Consider the following 14,801-nt stretch of genomic DNA (forward strand, 5'->3'; position numbering starts at 1 on the left):
GAATGCCCAACTAGGGGCTGTGAAGCGAGGGGATCGAAATGAAGAACATGCCTGCGTCTCTGCGCGACTATGCACTGCAGATTGCCAATCACGAAATGGGGCATTACGTCATAGCCCGAGCCCTGGGTTTTGAAACGGGCGATGTGACCCTGAAAGTGACCATGGGCCTGACGCACCATGGGGGGGCTTCCATTACCTTGAGCCGGTCTATCTCGTCGATCGAACAAATGAAGGCGCATTTGGAAGGCCGGATCATGGTCCTCTTCGCCGGAGCGATGGGGCAGACATTGCCTCCAAAACACTCACCCAAAAAACACGTCGATGAGCCGAAAGCGGGAGCCATCCTCAAAGGAGAGCTTGGCGCGGAACAGGACTACGCGAAAATAAGAGAGCTCCGGTATTTGCTTCGAAATATCGCCTACCCCGATACGGACCCAGCGTCGTCTGACAGCATCATTGCTGAACTGACAGCGATTAATGATCGCTTGTGGTTGCGGACTCAAAAGATCGTGGAGGCATTGGCCGACACGATTACCGGATTGGCAGAGATTCTGGTAGACCGCATGGTCCTTGTGGACCTTTGGGGGAGGGCTGGGGACTCGTATGAGGTTGTGTTGACGGGTGAAGGGCTTGAAGGGCTGCTGCCCGTGCAGGCGATCCCAGCGTTGAGTGTTTGGGAGTAAGCACCCCGGTGGCGCGCTGGGGACATCGTAAATGAGCGGCTGTTATTCATGTTCACTAGAGTCTTGGTCTTGGTGAGCAGCGAGACTTTTGGTTTTCTATTGAATTACTCAGCTATTTGCCAGAACGGGTCTTGGTGCCAATCTTGTGGAAACCCCATTGCTCGCTGATTCACATTTGGAAACTCCCGCATCAAATCCCGCAAGCGACGATCCCAGCTGGTGTGCGGGCTCACTTGGCGCATCAGGTGATTGAGAATGCACAAAACCGAGAAAATCCGTGGATGCTGTCCCTGCTGAAGTAACGCAAGCGGCCACGGGAAGCGAGTTTTCTTAGGCAGTTCTGGCCGTATACCCAGCTCTCGATTCCACAGCCTTGCATGATGGGCACAAATGTTACGGATGGTGGTCAATGTATGCAGCCATGACTGCAACAGTGGTGCTGGCAGTTCGAGGCTTTTGGCGATGATTTTCTTGTCGACGTCTCGTGCCAGCCCTTTGTAAAGATGTGACAGATCACCCAAGGTCAGTTCTTCCAGCATGGCCCATCCCGGCATCAGTGATGGTTGGTCATACGTTACTGGATAGTGCCGGGCGTAGCTTTCCTTGGCTCGTTGGCGTTTTAGGTGATCCTTTCGCCCTTCATCGGTTTGCAAGCGATCTATCCGTTGGCACTCTTTTTCGTAGTCGCGTCTAGCAGCGTTTTGCTTGGTACGTATGGTTTCCAGCAATCGAGCATGGTCATAGGAGTGCTGAAACAACCGCGCTTCCGTGTACCAATGTCCACCATGATTCGGTCCCATGTGATTGCTGATCAGAGAACGAACTGCAACCTCGACGCGTTCGATGGCATCCATGACAAGTAGACGCAGGCGGCGGTCGAAATCATAAAGCGTGGTCAGGTCACGAAATCCGGCACCTTTTCGGAAGGGGTGGTCTTCGTCCTCCGCTTGCTGGAAAGTTCGCATGTAGGGGGTTAGGCGAAAGAAGCTCACTGCCTGTAAAAAGTGGCGAGCCCGTGTGTCATCCTGGATATTCAACCCGCGTTGCTTGAGCAATTCGATCTGTGCGGTGATGTCGATGACGGGCTTATGGAAAACTCTCATGCCCTAAAAGCTCCGGGCAAAAAAAACCCGCGCAATTTGTGCTTGGCTGCTGACGCAACCATAGGCATGGCGGGTGTGTTGCGGGCAAGACTAGGTACAACCGCATCGCTTTGCAAGTTTTTTGCTGAAGGCTCGATAGGCGGATATGCCGGGTTTTGCATGAGTGATCTCGTTGCTGTTATTGACGGGAGACTGATCTTTTCTCAAGTGTAGAGTCTGAAAAAGCACAAAAAAGCCACGCATTGCGTGGCTTTCTGGTTGGTCCGACTAAACCTCGGATTCGTCTTTGGTCCGAGCAGGTCGCGGTGTAAGCACTTTCACCACATCATCAATCACCGCTTTGCTCATCGCCGTCAGATAGTGCGCGGCCCAAGCGTGACGGTCGGTGTCTTTTGCGTAGGCTGCGTCCTCTGCAAATGATTTGGCGAGGAACAGCAGATCGGAGGCCTGAGTCAATGCGTCGACGATGGGGACGCCAGCGCTGACGTGGAACAGTGGCTGATCCGAGCAATAGGTGAAGGGCGTGAAGCCGATGGTTCCTGGCGAGTTTTAAGAAGTCTTGTTCATGAACAAAGACTTCAGATTTGAAGCGTTCCTGGTTGCGCGCAAGTACGCCTTGTAAACTGTGAATGTGGTGGAGGTACATGGCACATGTGAAAGCGTGCATTGATCAAAGTACCAAGGTTTTTGCTGGATGTGGTGTCAAGGGCGGCGTTGGTCGCTCCTGCCGCGTCAAGGGGCCGAGTCCTCGTCGCTTCGCTCCTGCGGGCCGCACCAACCCCTTGACCCGTCATCCGCTTGTTGAAAGAACCGTAAAAAGGCCAATGCCGAGTGTTGGCCTTTTTCTTTTGAGCAGCTTCCAGCGGAATGCAGGTTCTCAAAAAGACCATTGATTGAGTCATTGGCAGGACGTCGAGAGTGCTGAAGCATGACCGATGGCCGTCGTCCGTTTCATTCGATTAGTTGTCCTGATTGAGCATTTTCGTAACCTTGGCCGTTACGTAACCTGATCACAGGTAAATGCCAAGTACAGGGATACGTCTTGAATAGTTTTATTCACACATCTCATCGAGATGATAATGATCATGCGCGGCTCGAAATAATAAAAAGAAACGATCAGGGCGCAACCGCTGCATTGACTTATATCCGGGATATCTACCAACGACGTTACAACGCCGAGATTACTCCCAACCCCGACCTGCTGATTTCCCGTCGCGACCACACAAACGGAACGCTAACCGCCTGCGCGGGGATTTCCTTTGCATCGCCCACCAACCAACTTTTTTCCGAGCGTTATTTCGACAGCCCGGTCGAGAGCGTATTAGCGTCGCTGACTCAGCGGGTTTCGCGCCGTGAACAAATCGTGGAAATCGGTTCGCTGGCTTCTGACGACCCCAATGCGGCGGCGGAGATCATCCGTGCTTTGCCGATTCTCACCTGGTTCATGGGGGTCAAGGCGATCTTGTGCACCTCGACGCGCCGGTTGCGCACCTTATTCGAATACCACGGTATCCCGCTGCGCATTATCGGGGACGCCGACATCAATCGCCTGTCGGAGCTGGAGCGGCAACAGTGGGGGAGTTACTACGCGCAATCGCCCAAGACCGGAGTGATCCTGCTGGAAGAATGCTCCCACCTGTTCAATCAGTTTTGCGGAAGACTGACGTTCTCTGCCTTTGAACATCTCACCGCTACTACCAAGCAGATCGCCGCATGAATGTCCTTACTGAAATAATGGTCCAGGCGCAACGTACTCCTGACGCGGCGGCCGTAGTGCAATTGGCGGAGGACCCCGCCATCACCGAGTCGGTAGCCCTGACGTACCAGCAGTTGGTGACACAAGCTCAAAACCTGGCCTGGAAAATTGAGGGTGAGACGCTACCGTCAAGCTCCGTCGGCATTGTGATGGGCAACAGCACCCAGTGGGTGCTGGCCGATCTGGCGCTGATGATAAGCAAGCGTGTGGAGGTGCCGGTGCCGCTGGCTTTTTCCGCAGACCAGGCGGCGCATTTGTTACAGGGGTGCGCGCTGGTCCTGATCGATGAAATGGGTGCGCGCAAGCTTCAGGAGTGGCGCACTAACGGGCTCGAGTTGTCGGCAACCGTGCGCTCGGTAGCCTTGGAGACTCAGGCCGCAGCGCACCCCATACCGGACCCCGTCGCTTGCGAAGCGGGCGCCGACAGCGTGATCAAGGTCATTCATACTTCCGGCACGACTTCAAAACCCAAGGGCGTAAAGATTCGGCGCGACGGCTTGAGTGCATTAGTCCAGGCCCTATGGCAGAGAGCCCGGCGCGATGATTACCAGCGCTATCTGGTGCTGGTGCCTTTGAGCCTGCTGATTGAACAGGTCACGGCACTTTACATGCCATTGACCTCCGGCGGTGCGGTGGTGCTGCCGCCCGCCAGTCTGCCGCCATTGGGCAGCCCCGGTGCGATCGCCGACGAACGCCTGGCTCTGATTTGCAGCGCCCGGCCAACGGCGATGACCTTGACGCCCGCGCTGGTGGAAGCCATTGCCCACCGCGCTGAAACCTTGGGCCCCTCAGAGCACCAACGTATCGAACAACTCTTTGGTACACCTCGATTACCATTATTGGCAGCCGGCGGGGCGCCCGTGGACCATGAGGTTCTGTTCCGTCTGCAGCAATTGGGCATCGACATTTTCCAAGGCTATGGCCTCAGTGAGAACAGTTCGGTGGCGACCTGGAACTTCCGTGGCGCCAACCGCCTGGGCAGTGTCGGACAGGCATTGCCCCATGTGGAGTTACGCCTGGCCGAGGATGGTGAATTGTGCCTGCGCAGCAGTTCGCTGTTTGCCGGCTACTCCAACGAGGATCCCAGCAGCTGCGTCATCGACGCCGAAGGCTGGCTGCATACCGGAGACCTGGCCAGCATCGACCCGGATGGGTTCGTCAGCATCATTGGCCGCAAGAAAACCATGATCATTACCGCCAATGGTCGCAACGTGTCGCCGGAGTGGCTCGAGTCGGCCTACCGCCAGATACCGGGCGTCGAACAGGTGATTGTCTTTGGCGATCGCCAGGCGTTTCTGGGTGGGCTGTTCATTATCAATGCCCACGCAAGGCCGGCCGAGGTCAGAGCGGCAATCGCGCGTTTTGCCCGCGAGCATCTCAACGAAATCGAACAGATTCCGCATCCCGTACTGATTGCCCATAGCGAAGAGGTCATGGGGCGGCTGTTCACGGTCACCGGACGACCACGCCGCACTGAGCTGTCGGCGTTCCTGAAGGATTCAACTGTGAGGATTTGTGCATGAAGCTCGACACCCTGGCCCATACCGCGCATGGCGGCCTGATTGTGATGCCGGGCGCACCACAGGAATTGAGCGCGCTGGCGCCGCACTATCTGAAGCACCTGTTAGCCAACCATGGCTATCTGGTACTACGCGGATTCGAGCACAGTATCGAAAGCTTTTCCCGGCTGGTGCGTCAGACCAGTAGCAGGATCAGTCTGGACCCGGCGCGCAGCTTCGATGGCGATACGGCTCAGAAAGTCGATGCCGGTCTGGATGGCGTTGGTTTGCACTGTGAAAACGGTAATAGCCCATTCTGGCCGGACCTTTGCTGGTTCTATTGCCAGATAGCGCCTGCACGGGGATCGCAAACGACCTTGTGCGATGGCAATGCCGTCTACCAGCACTTGAGCCCCGCGCAGCGTGCGGCTTTTACCGAGCGGGACATCATGTATGCCCGACGAGTAGAAGCACTCAAGTGGAAGACCTATGCCTTCCACGCGCTGGCGCAAGGCAAAAATACGCCAGCCAGCGTCGAGGCCGTCACCTTGCAGGACCTGCTGTCGCTCACCGCCGGGGACGCGTCCTCGCAGATCGATCTCAACGAGGACGGCTCGATTACCTATCGCTTTCACACACCCGCCATCCGCACCAGCCGGCTTGGCAGCGCGGAAGAACTGCATTTCGCCAACAGTATTTTCGGCCCGTCCAACCATTACGAGGCACCGCGGATCACCTACGCAGATGGTGAGCCTATCGACCCGCAGTTACTGGAGGAGGTGGACGCGATTTGCCAGCGCTTGACGGTAGACGTCGGCTGGCAGCGCGGTGACGTGGTGCTGATCGACAACACCCGGGTCATGCATGGGCGTCGACCTATCGACGATCCAGCCCGAACCATTTTCAACGCCCTTTCCTATATCGATTGAGAGACTTGCCCATGAATGCCTTGAAAGCCATCAACCAACTGGCTCATATCAATTATCTTCACCCCAATCGCATGGATTGGGAGTGCGCACGTACCGATGCCGAATTGCAGTTCCTGTCAAAAGCCCTGGTCGGGCAAGCCGACCAGCCGGAAAAGGCCGTGGCTTATCTGTACAAGGAGCTGGGGCAGTTGGCCGAAATCGAAATGCACGTTGCCAACACTATGACGCGGATCCTCTGCGAAGTGCAGGCCGAGAGCAATAATGTCCTGGCTGCAGGCGACGCCCTGTATGGCGCGTTGTCGTGTTTCGCCTCGGAAGAAATCAACCATGCCAGTAGCTTCTATCAGTACATCAGGCACCTGTCCGGGCGCGATATAAAGCTCAAGGACAATCTGTTCAACGAGCGGCGGGCACTCTACGACGGCAACGACTCACCTATCGTCAAACTGGCCGCCCTTTGTGCAACCGCCTATGTAGGTGAGTCCGTCATCACGGTCTTCGAACGTCGGTTGAAGGTGCTCGACCCCATGCAGCAAAGCCTGCTGACCCGCCTGCTGCATTTTCATGGTCTGGATGAGGCGCGACACATCCAGTGTGATCACTTCATCTTTGAGCATGTGATCCCCTCATTCACCGCGTCTGAACGTCGGCGAATGCACCAATTGATACAAGACACCGAGGAAATGAACACTCAGTTGGCCATTACCAGTGCCGAGCAAATCAAGGCGGCATTCAATCTGGATTACGCGCAAGATAACAAGGCCGCCAGTACTCAGCTGGACATGACGCTGCGCTTCAAAGAGATCATCCAGTCGCACGACCTGATTCGCAATGTCGATGAGCACATGGATGTCGATACTACGGCCATCGTGTGGGAATTTTCCAGGGCCAACACGGTTCACACCCAATACTTCCACTAAGGACGCAGGCATGAAGCCGCAAACGCTTGCACCAATTGAATCGGTCAGACAGGAGAAGCATTCCCTGAGCGTCCTGGCAGTGCTCGTCGCCCTGTTTCTCGCTGCCATGGACAGCACTGCGGTCAGCACCATACTGCCGCAGATCAATGCGCAAATGCAGGACACAACGTTCTATCCCTGGGTTGTCTCGGGCTTCTTGCTACCTTTGGCACTCATTGCGCCGCTAGCCGGCGCACTGGCTGATCGATTCGGGGTTTCTTCGATGATGAAAGTCAGCCTGCTGATCTTCATCGCCGCGTCGGCAGTGGTTGCCAGTAGCCAGAGCATGGTCGTGCTGATTGCAGGCAGAGCCCTGCAAGGAATCGGGGCAGGTGGCATCATCGTTCTTTCCTACTCGATGCTGGCATCGCTCTTCGAAGGGCCAAAGCGTGCCAGCATGCAGGGAATGCTCAGCAGCGTCTGGGGCCTGGCTGCGGTATTGGGCCCTGTTGCTGGTACGGTACTGGGCAGCACCTTGAGCTGGCGTGCAGTTTTTTGGCTCAATCTGCCACTGGGCTTTCTGGCATTGATGGTGCTGCTTTTCACACCCGTGATCGGCCGAGGTCAGTCAGCCAGGACTGTGGATCCCATGGCGCAGTTTTTTTTGGCCATCGCCGCCTGTGCTGGACTGTTCATGTTGAGCAGTCAGCACCTTGAGATGATCCCGCACCCGATACCGACGCTGGCGATTGTGATGCTGATCAGTCTTGTGGCACTGGTAGCTCGAGTCCGCGCGGCACCCGCCGGCAGTCCGGTGCCATTGGGGTTCTTTGATCGGCCAGCGCTGGGAGCGGTCATGGCCTTGGTGGTTATCTCGAGCATCGGTTTGTACGCCACAGTCAGCTTGTTGCCCATCGCTCTCAGCCGTTCGGCGGGCAGCGCATTGTCGACAGGGGTGCTGATCATGCTGGCCGCGTTAGGCTGGGTGGTAGGAGCGACCGTCTGTGGCAAGCGTCTGTCGAGCATCGGCTTCAGGCCCATGGCGATAGTTGGGATGTCGATGCTGATGCTCGGTTGCATAGGGGTGGCTGCAGGACTGCAATGGTCGCAGTGGTTGGCCATTGGTGCAGGCCAGGTACTGGTCGGGCTGGGGATGGGCTTGACGGCCACTACGACCCTGGTGCTCGCGCAGAACAGCGCCCCGCATGATCAGTTGGGAGCCTACACGTCCACGGTGCAATTTCTGCGTAACCTTGGGGCGGCGTTCGGCGTCAATGCGATGGTGGCTATTGCGCTGTACCTGCCGCCCAGCCTGGCCTACCAGATCACTTTCCTGCTGCTAGGTCTTTTGATGACGGTCGGTTTACTCTTTGCCTTTGGACTGCCTTCGCGCGGCGGACCGCAAAAAAGGTAGACGGAGTAACAATGCATTTCGCTGACATGGATCACACAGCATTAGTTATTGAAAGGCAGTTGACCAAGATGGCCGATGAGGAGAGCGAGCCTCATCGACACCACCTCGGGCAATTCGTGTTAGTGAAAAAGGGCGTGCTCCATGGCAATGCCGTCGAGCAACGCTGGTTACTCAAACCGGGAATGGCGGTCTGGATTCCGCCACAGACCTTGCACTCTGGTGAGGCTTACACCCAGGTAGACCTCACGGTCTTGTACCTTGGCCCGGAGTTGTGCGAACGCTTCTCTCCGAGCATCAAGCTGATCGATGCATCCCTGCTGATTATCGCCCTGTGCGACCGATTGGCCGAGGAAAGCACTCGGCCGCTTTCCGAACAACGGCGCGGCAGCATGTTGCAATTGTTGTTCGAGGACATCGAAGACCTGGCGCCCAGCAATATGGTCCTGCCTTTACCGCGGGACACACGGCTCAAACGTGTCACCGAGCAACTGATTGCCAGGCCTGGGATGCGTAAGAACCTGACCGAATGGGGTCGCGAGGTAGGCGCCACCGAGCGGACTCTGGCACGTCTGTTTCGAAAGGATACCGGTTTACGTTACACGGACTGGCACAACCGCCTGCTGCTCGTGGAGGCATACCGTGGCCTGGCGGTCGAGAACACCAACGAGACCCTGGCGCAGCACTTGGGATTTGCCTCGGGCGATTCGTTTGGTCACTGGTTTCGGCGCATCACCGGCAGCAGCCCAGGCAAGGTACGCAGTACCTTGCAGGCTGCGAGCACGGGAGCACTGGAGGGCCTGGCTTAGACATGTCGGTTTTGTTCGATCATCCGTCCCTCCGAATCATTTTAGACAACAACGTACTGCCTTAGCCTAGACACCTCCAATCAATGAGGTTGATAGCTGATGATCCATTACGAAGGGTTGAAAATCGTTCACGCACTGGCTGCGGTAGCCGCTACCGGCCCGTTACTGTTTGCCCCCTGGCTTTCGGCGAGGCTCAAGAGCTGCAGCGACGCGACCAAACCGTTGTTGCTGGGAGGCCTGGCTTTCAGTGACCGCTTGTATAACGTTGCCGGTTGGGGGCTGATCCTTAGCGGCATTCTGATGTTCTGGCTGAAGGATTGGCAGCGTTGTTTCGAGGTATGGTTTCTGCTCAGCGTCGCCATCTTTGCCCTTGATTCGGTGTTCGAAAAACGTTTGCGCGACCCGGCCAACGAAGTCCTCGAGGCAACGAGCCCAAGCGCCGAGCAATGGCTGCCGGCTGCTCAGAAGATCCATCTGGGGGTTTTAGGTCAGGCGACATGCACGTCACTGATCCTGCTGGTGATGCTGCTGCAAAGCCATTTGGACCTGAGTCAGTTAACCCTGAAAATCTTCTGATGTGCCACTTGGCACACTGCCGAAAAATAAAGCACAGCAGTCCAATGCATCATTGGCTGTGGCGCCGTGTAACCAGCATCCACCAGGAGGCGGATTCACATCCGCCGCCCTCTCATACCACCGTGCGTCCGTTTCGCAAATGGCGATTCAGGTTATACGGCTAAGCCGGTGGATCGTATCTACGTCGCAGCGTTCCGCGTAATTATCGGGCTTTGACGATGTTGGTCGCCTCTATTCGCTTGCTGTTCGTCTGGCCAGCATTTTGCCTCAGGCTTCCTTCAGATTCGCAGTTGCCCGCGCCCCTTGCTTTTGGCTAACACTTCCCCTTGCCGGTGCGTAGAAGACTTCCGCCTCCAAGTCACCAGTGTGGCCACCACAGCCAAGCTGGTTGCGTTTGCGCGCAACGCGCCATGCCTGACGCTCAAAAAAAGACCCCGCCGAAGCGAGGTCTGATGAGCCGTGCGTCAGGGGCTACTGATTTACTTTGCCCCCGGTAGCACTTCCCCAGTTTTTACCCATGTTCTGCATGACGTGCTGTCGATAGGCTGGGTTCCAAGCTGTGTTACCGGCCGCAAGGTGGTTCAATCTTCCAGCAGTGACCATTTGCCCCGACTGCATGTCGCGGCGCGTGGACTGTCGGTTAAGCCCCTTGGTGATCGGTGAGGCGGCACCGCTTGCGATTCCGCGTAGGGTGAGCCCTGCGAGGCGTACGGTGTTGTTGCTGATGTTTCCACCACGGCTGGGTTCGTTCAGGCGCTTGTCGCGATAGCCGGCGATGATGTCAGCGGAGAGGGCAGCCAGTGAGTATTTGCCCAGGTGCTCGATGAGCTTCTTGGCTTTCGAGGTTTCGCCACGCTGAGTGGTGGGCTTCTTGGTGGGGGTAATGTCGCTCAAGTAGCGCTTGAGCGCTGCTTCCAGCGTCATGCGCTCGGAGCCGCTGCGCTGGATGTACACACCTCTGACCATTTCGTCTTCGGTACGACGAGAGCAGTCCTCCGCATCACGCTTGGTGCGGAAGGTTTTAGCCACAGTTGGCCAGCCAGTTTTGCGAATCAGGGCCTTCCAGGTGCCGGAAGTAGTTTTGACGAGAGTTGCCATGAGAGGGGGCTCCTAGGCGGCTGGCGAACCAGCACTGTACCTAATTTGTACCCTTGGACCATAGGACTGTATCTGCGGCGGTCCATCCAGAAACACGAAAGCCGCGCAATGCGCGGCTTTGGAGTTGGTGGGCCCACACGGACTTGAACCGTGGACCAAAGGATTATGAGTCCTCTGCTCTAACCAACTGAGCTATAGGCCCTCAGTAGGTCGCGGATTATAGCGATGGTTTCTCGGCTGTGCTATCCGAAAAATCCAATACGGCTGTACGAAGAAACGTCGCGGCGTATTCGTCGGGGGGAAGTGGCAGGCTGACGATGTAGCCCTGGATCTGTTCGCAGCCTTCGGCAGTGAGGAATTGTTGCTGGGCCTGGGTTTCGACGCCCTCGGCGATGACGGTGAATTGCATGCTGCGGCCCAGGGCGATGATTGCGCGAACAATTGCCGCGTCATGCGGGTCGTCCGGCAGGCCGCGGACGAAGGACTGGTCGATCTTGAGGATGTCCAAAGGCAGGCGTTTGAGGTAGCTCAGGGAGGAATAGCCGGTACCGAAATCATCGATTGCCAGTTGCACGCCCAGGCGTTTGAGTTGATGCAGCACTGTCAGCGCTTCTTCGGCCTGGCTCATGATGAAGTTTTCAGTGATCTCCAGTTGCAGGAAGCCGGGTTTGAGGCGGTTGTCCTTGAGCAATTGCTCGATCCGGCCGAGCAGGTTCGGTTGGCGCAATTGAGCGCCCGCGAGGTTGACCGAGAGTGGGCCCAGGCACTCATAGACCTGGTTCCACTCGTACATCTGTCGGCAGGCTGTCTCGAGTACCCAGTCGCCGATTTGCAGGATCATGCCGTTTTCTTCGGCCAAGGGGATGAAGTGCTCGGGGGGGACATCGCCGAAGGTGGGGTGATGCCAGCGTATCAGCGCTTCGGCACCGACCACTCGATGGTCGTCGAGGCTGATTTTGGGCTGGTAGTACAGAAACAGCTCATTGCGCTCGATGGCGCGCCGCAGTTCATGCTCCAGCGCCACCCGTTCGCTGGCCTGGGCGGTGAGGTCGCGGGTGTAGCTTTCAACCCGGTTACGGCCCTTGGCCTTGGAGCGATACATCGCGGCATCGGCGTTCTTGATCAACGTGGCAACGTCGCCGCCGTCCTTGGGATACAGGCTGGTGCCGATGCTGGCGCTGATGAAAAACTCGTGCTCGCCGGCCTGGAAAGGGGCGGCGAAGCAATTGAGCAGTTTGGTGGCAATGTTGTCGGCATCGCTGGACTGTTGCAGGCCGGGAAGCAGGATGATGAATTCATCGCCGCCCAAGCGCGCTACGGTGTCGATATCGCGTAACTGCTCCTTGAGGCGCACGGCAATGCCCTTGAGCAGCAGGTCGCCGACCGGGTGGCCGAGGCTGTCGTTGATATGTTTGAAGCGGTCCAGGTCCAGGAACAACACCGCGCCCTGGCCACCGTTTTCCTGTTGGTTGTTCAGTGCGGTCAACAGCCGGCTCTCGAATAGCGTGCGGTTTGGCAGGCCGGTCAGAGGGTCGTGGTGCGCTTGGTAGTCGAGTTTGGCCTGAGCGTGCTTGAGGCTGGAAATGTCCGCGAATACCGCAACAAAGTGAGTGATGAATTTGTTCCGGTTGCGCACCGCGCTGATGGTCAGCCAGCTCGGATAGAGCTCGCCATTCTTGCGCCGGTTGGAGATTTCGCCTTGCCAATGACCTTCGGCCGTTAGTTGATGCCACATCGCCGCATAGAATGCGCTGTCGTGCAGACCCGAGGCGAGCAGGCGAGGGGTGTGGCCCAATGCCTCGGCCTCGCTGTAGCCGGTGATTTCGGTGAACGCGCGATTGACCGCGCTGATGTGCTGTTGGGTGTCGGTGATCAACACGCCCTCGGCGGTGCTCTCGAACACCGTGGCGGCCTGTTGCAGTTTCTCCTGCATCAGGTGGCGCTCGGTAATGTCCCGGGCAATTGTCAGCATGCAATCTTCATCGCCGATGGGCAGCGGGCGGCTTGAAACCTCGCAGAGCCGGATCTGCCCGTCTTTGCGGCGGATGTGGCAACTGAAGTCGCGAACGAAACCGTCCCGGTGCAGCAACTCGAGCATTTGTTTGCGTTCGTTGAGATTGACCCAGATCCCCAGGTCCAGCGCCGACCTATCCACGGACATCGCGCTGTTGAAGCCGGTAATACGGCTGAAGCCTTCGTTGACCTCCAACAGCAGGCCATCACTCTGCCGGGACAGTAGCAAGCCGTCAGGAGAGGCATGGAAGGCCTTGGCGAATTTCTCTTCGGAGGTTTGTAACTGTTGCTGGGTTTCCTTGAGTTGACTGATGTCCCGCACAACGACTACCAGGGCCGGGGTTGTATCGAGATCGAAAGGCTCGGCGGAAATCAGGCCGGTGAACACCTGGCCATTGCTGCGGCGAAAGGGCATCTCCAGGTTGCGGATACTGCCGGCCTGCAACCGCTGCAGCAAACCCGGTCCCACGCCGGGTACGCCCCAGATATTCAGGTCGGTGGCCGTCTGGCCTATGACGTCTTCGGCCTTGAGGCCGATCTGTTCTTCGAACGCTTCGTTGACTTCCAGCAGGCAGCCGTCGGAAAGCCGCGCAATGACCAGAATGTCCGGGCATTGCTGGAACACCGAGGCGAACTTCTGTTCCGACAGGCGCAGGGCCTCTTCGGTGCGCTTGGCCTCGCTGATGTCGATCATCAGCCCGCGCAGTACCGGTTCATGGCCGTGCTCGATCAGGCTGACGAGATCGCGGACCCACAGGCAGCGGCCATCGGCGGTGATGACCCGGTAATCGACGCTGTGATCGCGCCCGGCCGCCACTTCACGGTCGCAGAAGGCCTGGGCCCGGGTCAGGTCTGCGGGATGGATGATGTTGCGCCAGAAGCCTGGAATCAGCCAATGGGACAGGGGATAGCCGAGGAGGTCCTGGGCATGGGGGGACACGTAGCTGTAGGTGTAGTCGCTGATCTGCGCTTCCCAGGCGATAGCTGAAAGACTCTCCACCAGCCCGCGGTAGTGGTATTCGCTGCTGCGCAGCTCTTGTTCCAGATCGACCCGGCGGGCAATTTCCGAACTCAGTCGGCGATTGATCCGGATAACCACTGCCAGCACGATCATCAGAAGCAGTAATCCTGGCAGGCCGTAAATCAGCAAATCAAACCAGAAGGTTCGATGATCCAGGACATTACCGACCCAATGTTCCTGGATGGCGCTGATTTCGCTCGGGGTCATGTCTGCCAGGACTTTGTCCAGGATACTGACCAGCACCTTGTTATTTGGGGGGACGGCCATCGCCAATTGATAGCGATAGGGTGTTTCACCGCTGACGTAGAGCCCTTCGAGCTTGAGTTGACGCAGGCTCCAGACGCTGGAGGCGAGATCGCCTACTACGGCGTCCACCGCGTCGGTGGCCAGTGCCTGTAGCGCCGAGCTGACGTTGGGCATTGCCACCAGATTCAGGTCAGGATGGTGGGAGCGTAACAGTTCATGCGGGGCGTAGTTTTCCACCACCGCGATCTTCAGCCCGTACAGGTCTTCGAGTTTGCGCGGTTGAGGACCTCCGGCATGAGCCAGAATGACAATCGGAAAGTCGAGGTAAGGGCGAGTGAACGACAGGTACGTCTGGCGCTCGGGGGTCGACATGATGCCCGGCAAGATGTCTAGCTTGCCTTTTTTGGCCTGCTGCAAGACTTCGGTCCAGCTGACCGGCTCGATGGGCGTGAGCTTGATGGCCAGCCGTTGACGGATGACGTTGATATAGTCCGCTGCCAGGCCCTGATAACGCCCATATTCGTCGCGAAATTCAAACGGCGGCCAAGATGCGTCGACGCCAAGGCGCAATTCTGGATGAGCCGCCAGCCAGCTACGTTCTTCGTCGGTCAGAGTCAGCGCGCCAGCCGTTGCGGTCCAGGTCATCAGCGACAGCAAAAAAAACACGGTCGGCAATCTGGGCATAACGGTCTCGTTATGGCTTGGGGGAATGTTTCGAGTGTAGACGGGCTATTCGGCGGGGGGGACGTGCGGGGCAT

11 protein-coding genes, 1 tRNA gene and 1 pseudogene are annotated in these 14,801 nt (G+C 57.5%); 8 read left to right on the forward strand and 5 right to left on the reverse strand.

Going from position 1 to position 14,801, the window contains the following annotated elements; translation table 11 throughout:
- The first annotated feature begins 38 nt into the window (after positions 1-38).
- Positions 39-683, forward strand: coding sequence for a peptidase M41 (locus ACZ9BB_RS26650; protein WP_476217644.1), 645 nt, complete (start codon positions 39-41; stop codon positions 681-683).
- Between the two features lie 104 nt (positions 684-787).
- Here the strand turns inward: ACZ9BB_RS26650 and ACZ9BB_RS26655 are convergent, their stop codons facing one another.
- Together ACZ9BB_RS26655 and ACZ9BB_RS26660 are read right to left on the reverse strand one after the other, a co-directional pair.
- Positions 788-1,786 carry an Abi family protein gene (locus tag ACZ9BB_RS26655; RefSeq protein ID WP_476217646.1) on the reverse strand — a complete coding sequence of 333 codons (999 nt, stop codon included), beginning with the start codon at positions 1,784-1,786 and terminating at the stop codon, positions 788-790.
- Positions 1,787-2,053: 267 nt separating this feature from the next.
- Positions 2,054-2,320 carry a DUF3077 domain-containing protein gene (locus ACZ9BB_RS26660; protein WP_476218438.1) on the reverse strand — a complete coding sequence of 89 codons (267 nt, stop codon included), beginning with the start codon at positions 2,318-2,320 and terminating at the stop codon, positions 2,054-2,056.
- A gap of 508 nt (positions 2,321-2,828) precedes the next feature.
- Here ACZ9BB_RS26660 and ACZ9BB_RS26665 point away from each other — a divergent pair.
- The 7 genes from ACZ9BB_RS26665 (at position 2,829) to ACZ9BB_RS26695 (ending at position 9,665) form a co-directional block, all read left to right on the forward strand.
- Positions 2,829-3,503: a thermostable hemolysin gene (locus ACZ9BB_RS26665; RefSeq protein ID WP_476217648.1), complete on the forward strand. Its 675-nt coding sequence runs from the start codon at positions 2,829-2,831 to the stop codon at positions 3,501-3,503.
- On the forward strand, positions 3,500-5,065 hold the full coding sequence (locus ACZ9BB_RS26670; RefSeq protein WP_476217650.1) for an AMP-binding protein: 1,566 nt from the start codon (positions 3,500-3,502) through the stop codon (positions 5,063-5,065). The genes ACZ9BB_RS26665 and ACZ9BB_RS26670 overlap by 4 nt, the downstream gene beginning before the upstream one ends.
- Positions 5,062-5,970 (forward strand): TauD/TfdA family dioxygenase, encoded by a 909-nt coding sequence (locus ACZ9BB_RS26675; protein ID WP_476217651.1) that lies wholly within the window; start codon positions 5,062-5,064, stop codon positions 5,968-5,970. The genes ACZ9BB_RS26670 and ACZ9BB_RS26675 overlap by 4 nt, the downstream gene beginning before the upstream one ends.
- An 11-nt stretch (positions 5,971-5,981) precedes the next feature.
- Positions 5,982-6,890: a diiron oxygenase gene (locus ACZ9BB_RS26680; protein ID WP_476217653.1), complete on the forward strand. Its 909-nt coding sequence runs from the start codon at positions 5,982-5,984 to the stop codon at positions 6,888-6,890.
- Between the two features lie 10 nt (positions 6,891-6,900).
- A complete protein-coding gene (locus tag ACZ9BB_RS26685; protein ID WP_476217655.1) occupies positions 6,901-8,283 on the forward strand; it encodes an MFS transporter in 1,383 nt (460 codons plus the stop codon).
- A gap of 68 nt (positions 8,284-8,351) precedes the next feature.
- Positions 8,352-9,089 (forward strand): AraC family transcriptional regulator, encoded by a 738-nt coding sequence (locus tag ACZ9BB_RS26690; protein ID WP_476217657.1) that lies wholly within the window; start codon positions 8,352-8,354, stop codon positions 9,087-9,089.
- Positions 9,090-9,188: 99 nt separating this feature from the next.
- Positions 9,189-9,665 (forward strand): hypothetical protein, encoded by a 477-nt coding sequence (locus ACZ9BB_RS26695; RefSeq protein ID WP_476217659.1) that lies wholly within the window; start codon positions 9,189-9,191, stop codon positions 9,663-9,665.
- A gap of 702 nt (positions 9,666-10,367) precedes the next feature.
- Here the strand turns inward: ACZ9BB_RS26695 and ACZ9BB_RS26700 are convergent.
- The 3 genes and pseudogenes from ACZ9BB_RS26700 to ACZ9BB_RS26710 form a co-directional block, all read right to left on the reverse strand.
- Positions 10,368-10,763 (reverse strand): annotated as a pseudogene (locus tag ACZ9BB_RS26700) (site-specific integrase); the annotation flags it as partial.
- A 125-nt stretch (positions 10,764-10,888) separates the two neighbouring features.
- A tRNA-Ile gene (locus tag ACZ9BB_RS26705) sits at positions 10,889-10,965 on the reverse strand.
- A 15-nt stretch (positions 10,966-10,980) separates the two neighbouring features.
- Positions 10,981-14,727: a bifunctional diguanylate cyclase/phosphodiesterase gene (locus ACZ9BB_RS26710; protein WP_476217661.1), complete on the reverse strand. Its 3,747-nt coding sequence runs from the start codon at positions 14,725-14,727 to the stop codon at positions 10,981-10,983.
- Between the last annotated feature and the right edge of the window lie 74 nt (positions 14,728-14,801).

This window comes from Pseudomonas sp. TE3552 (genome assembly GCF_056278945.1).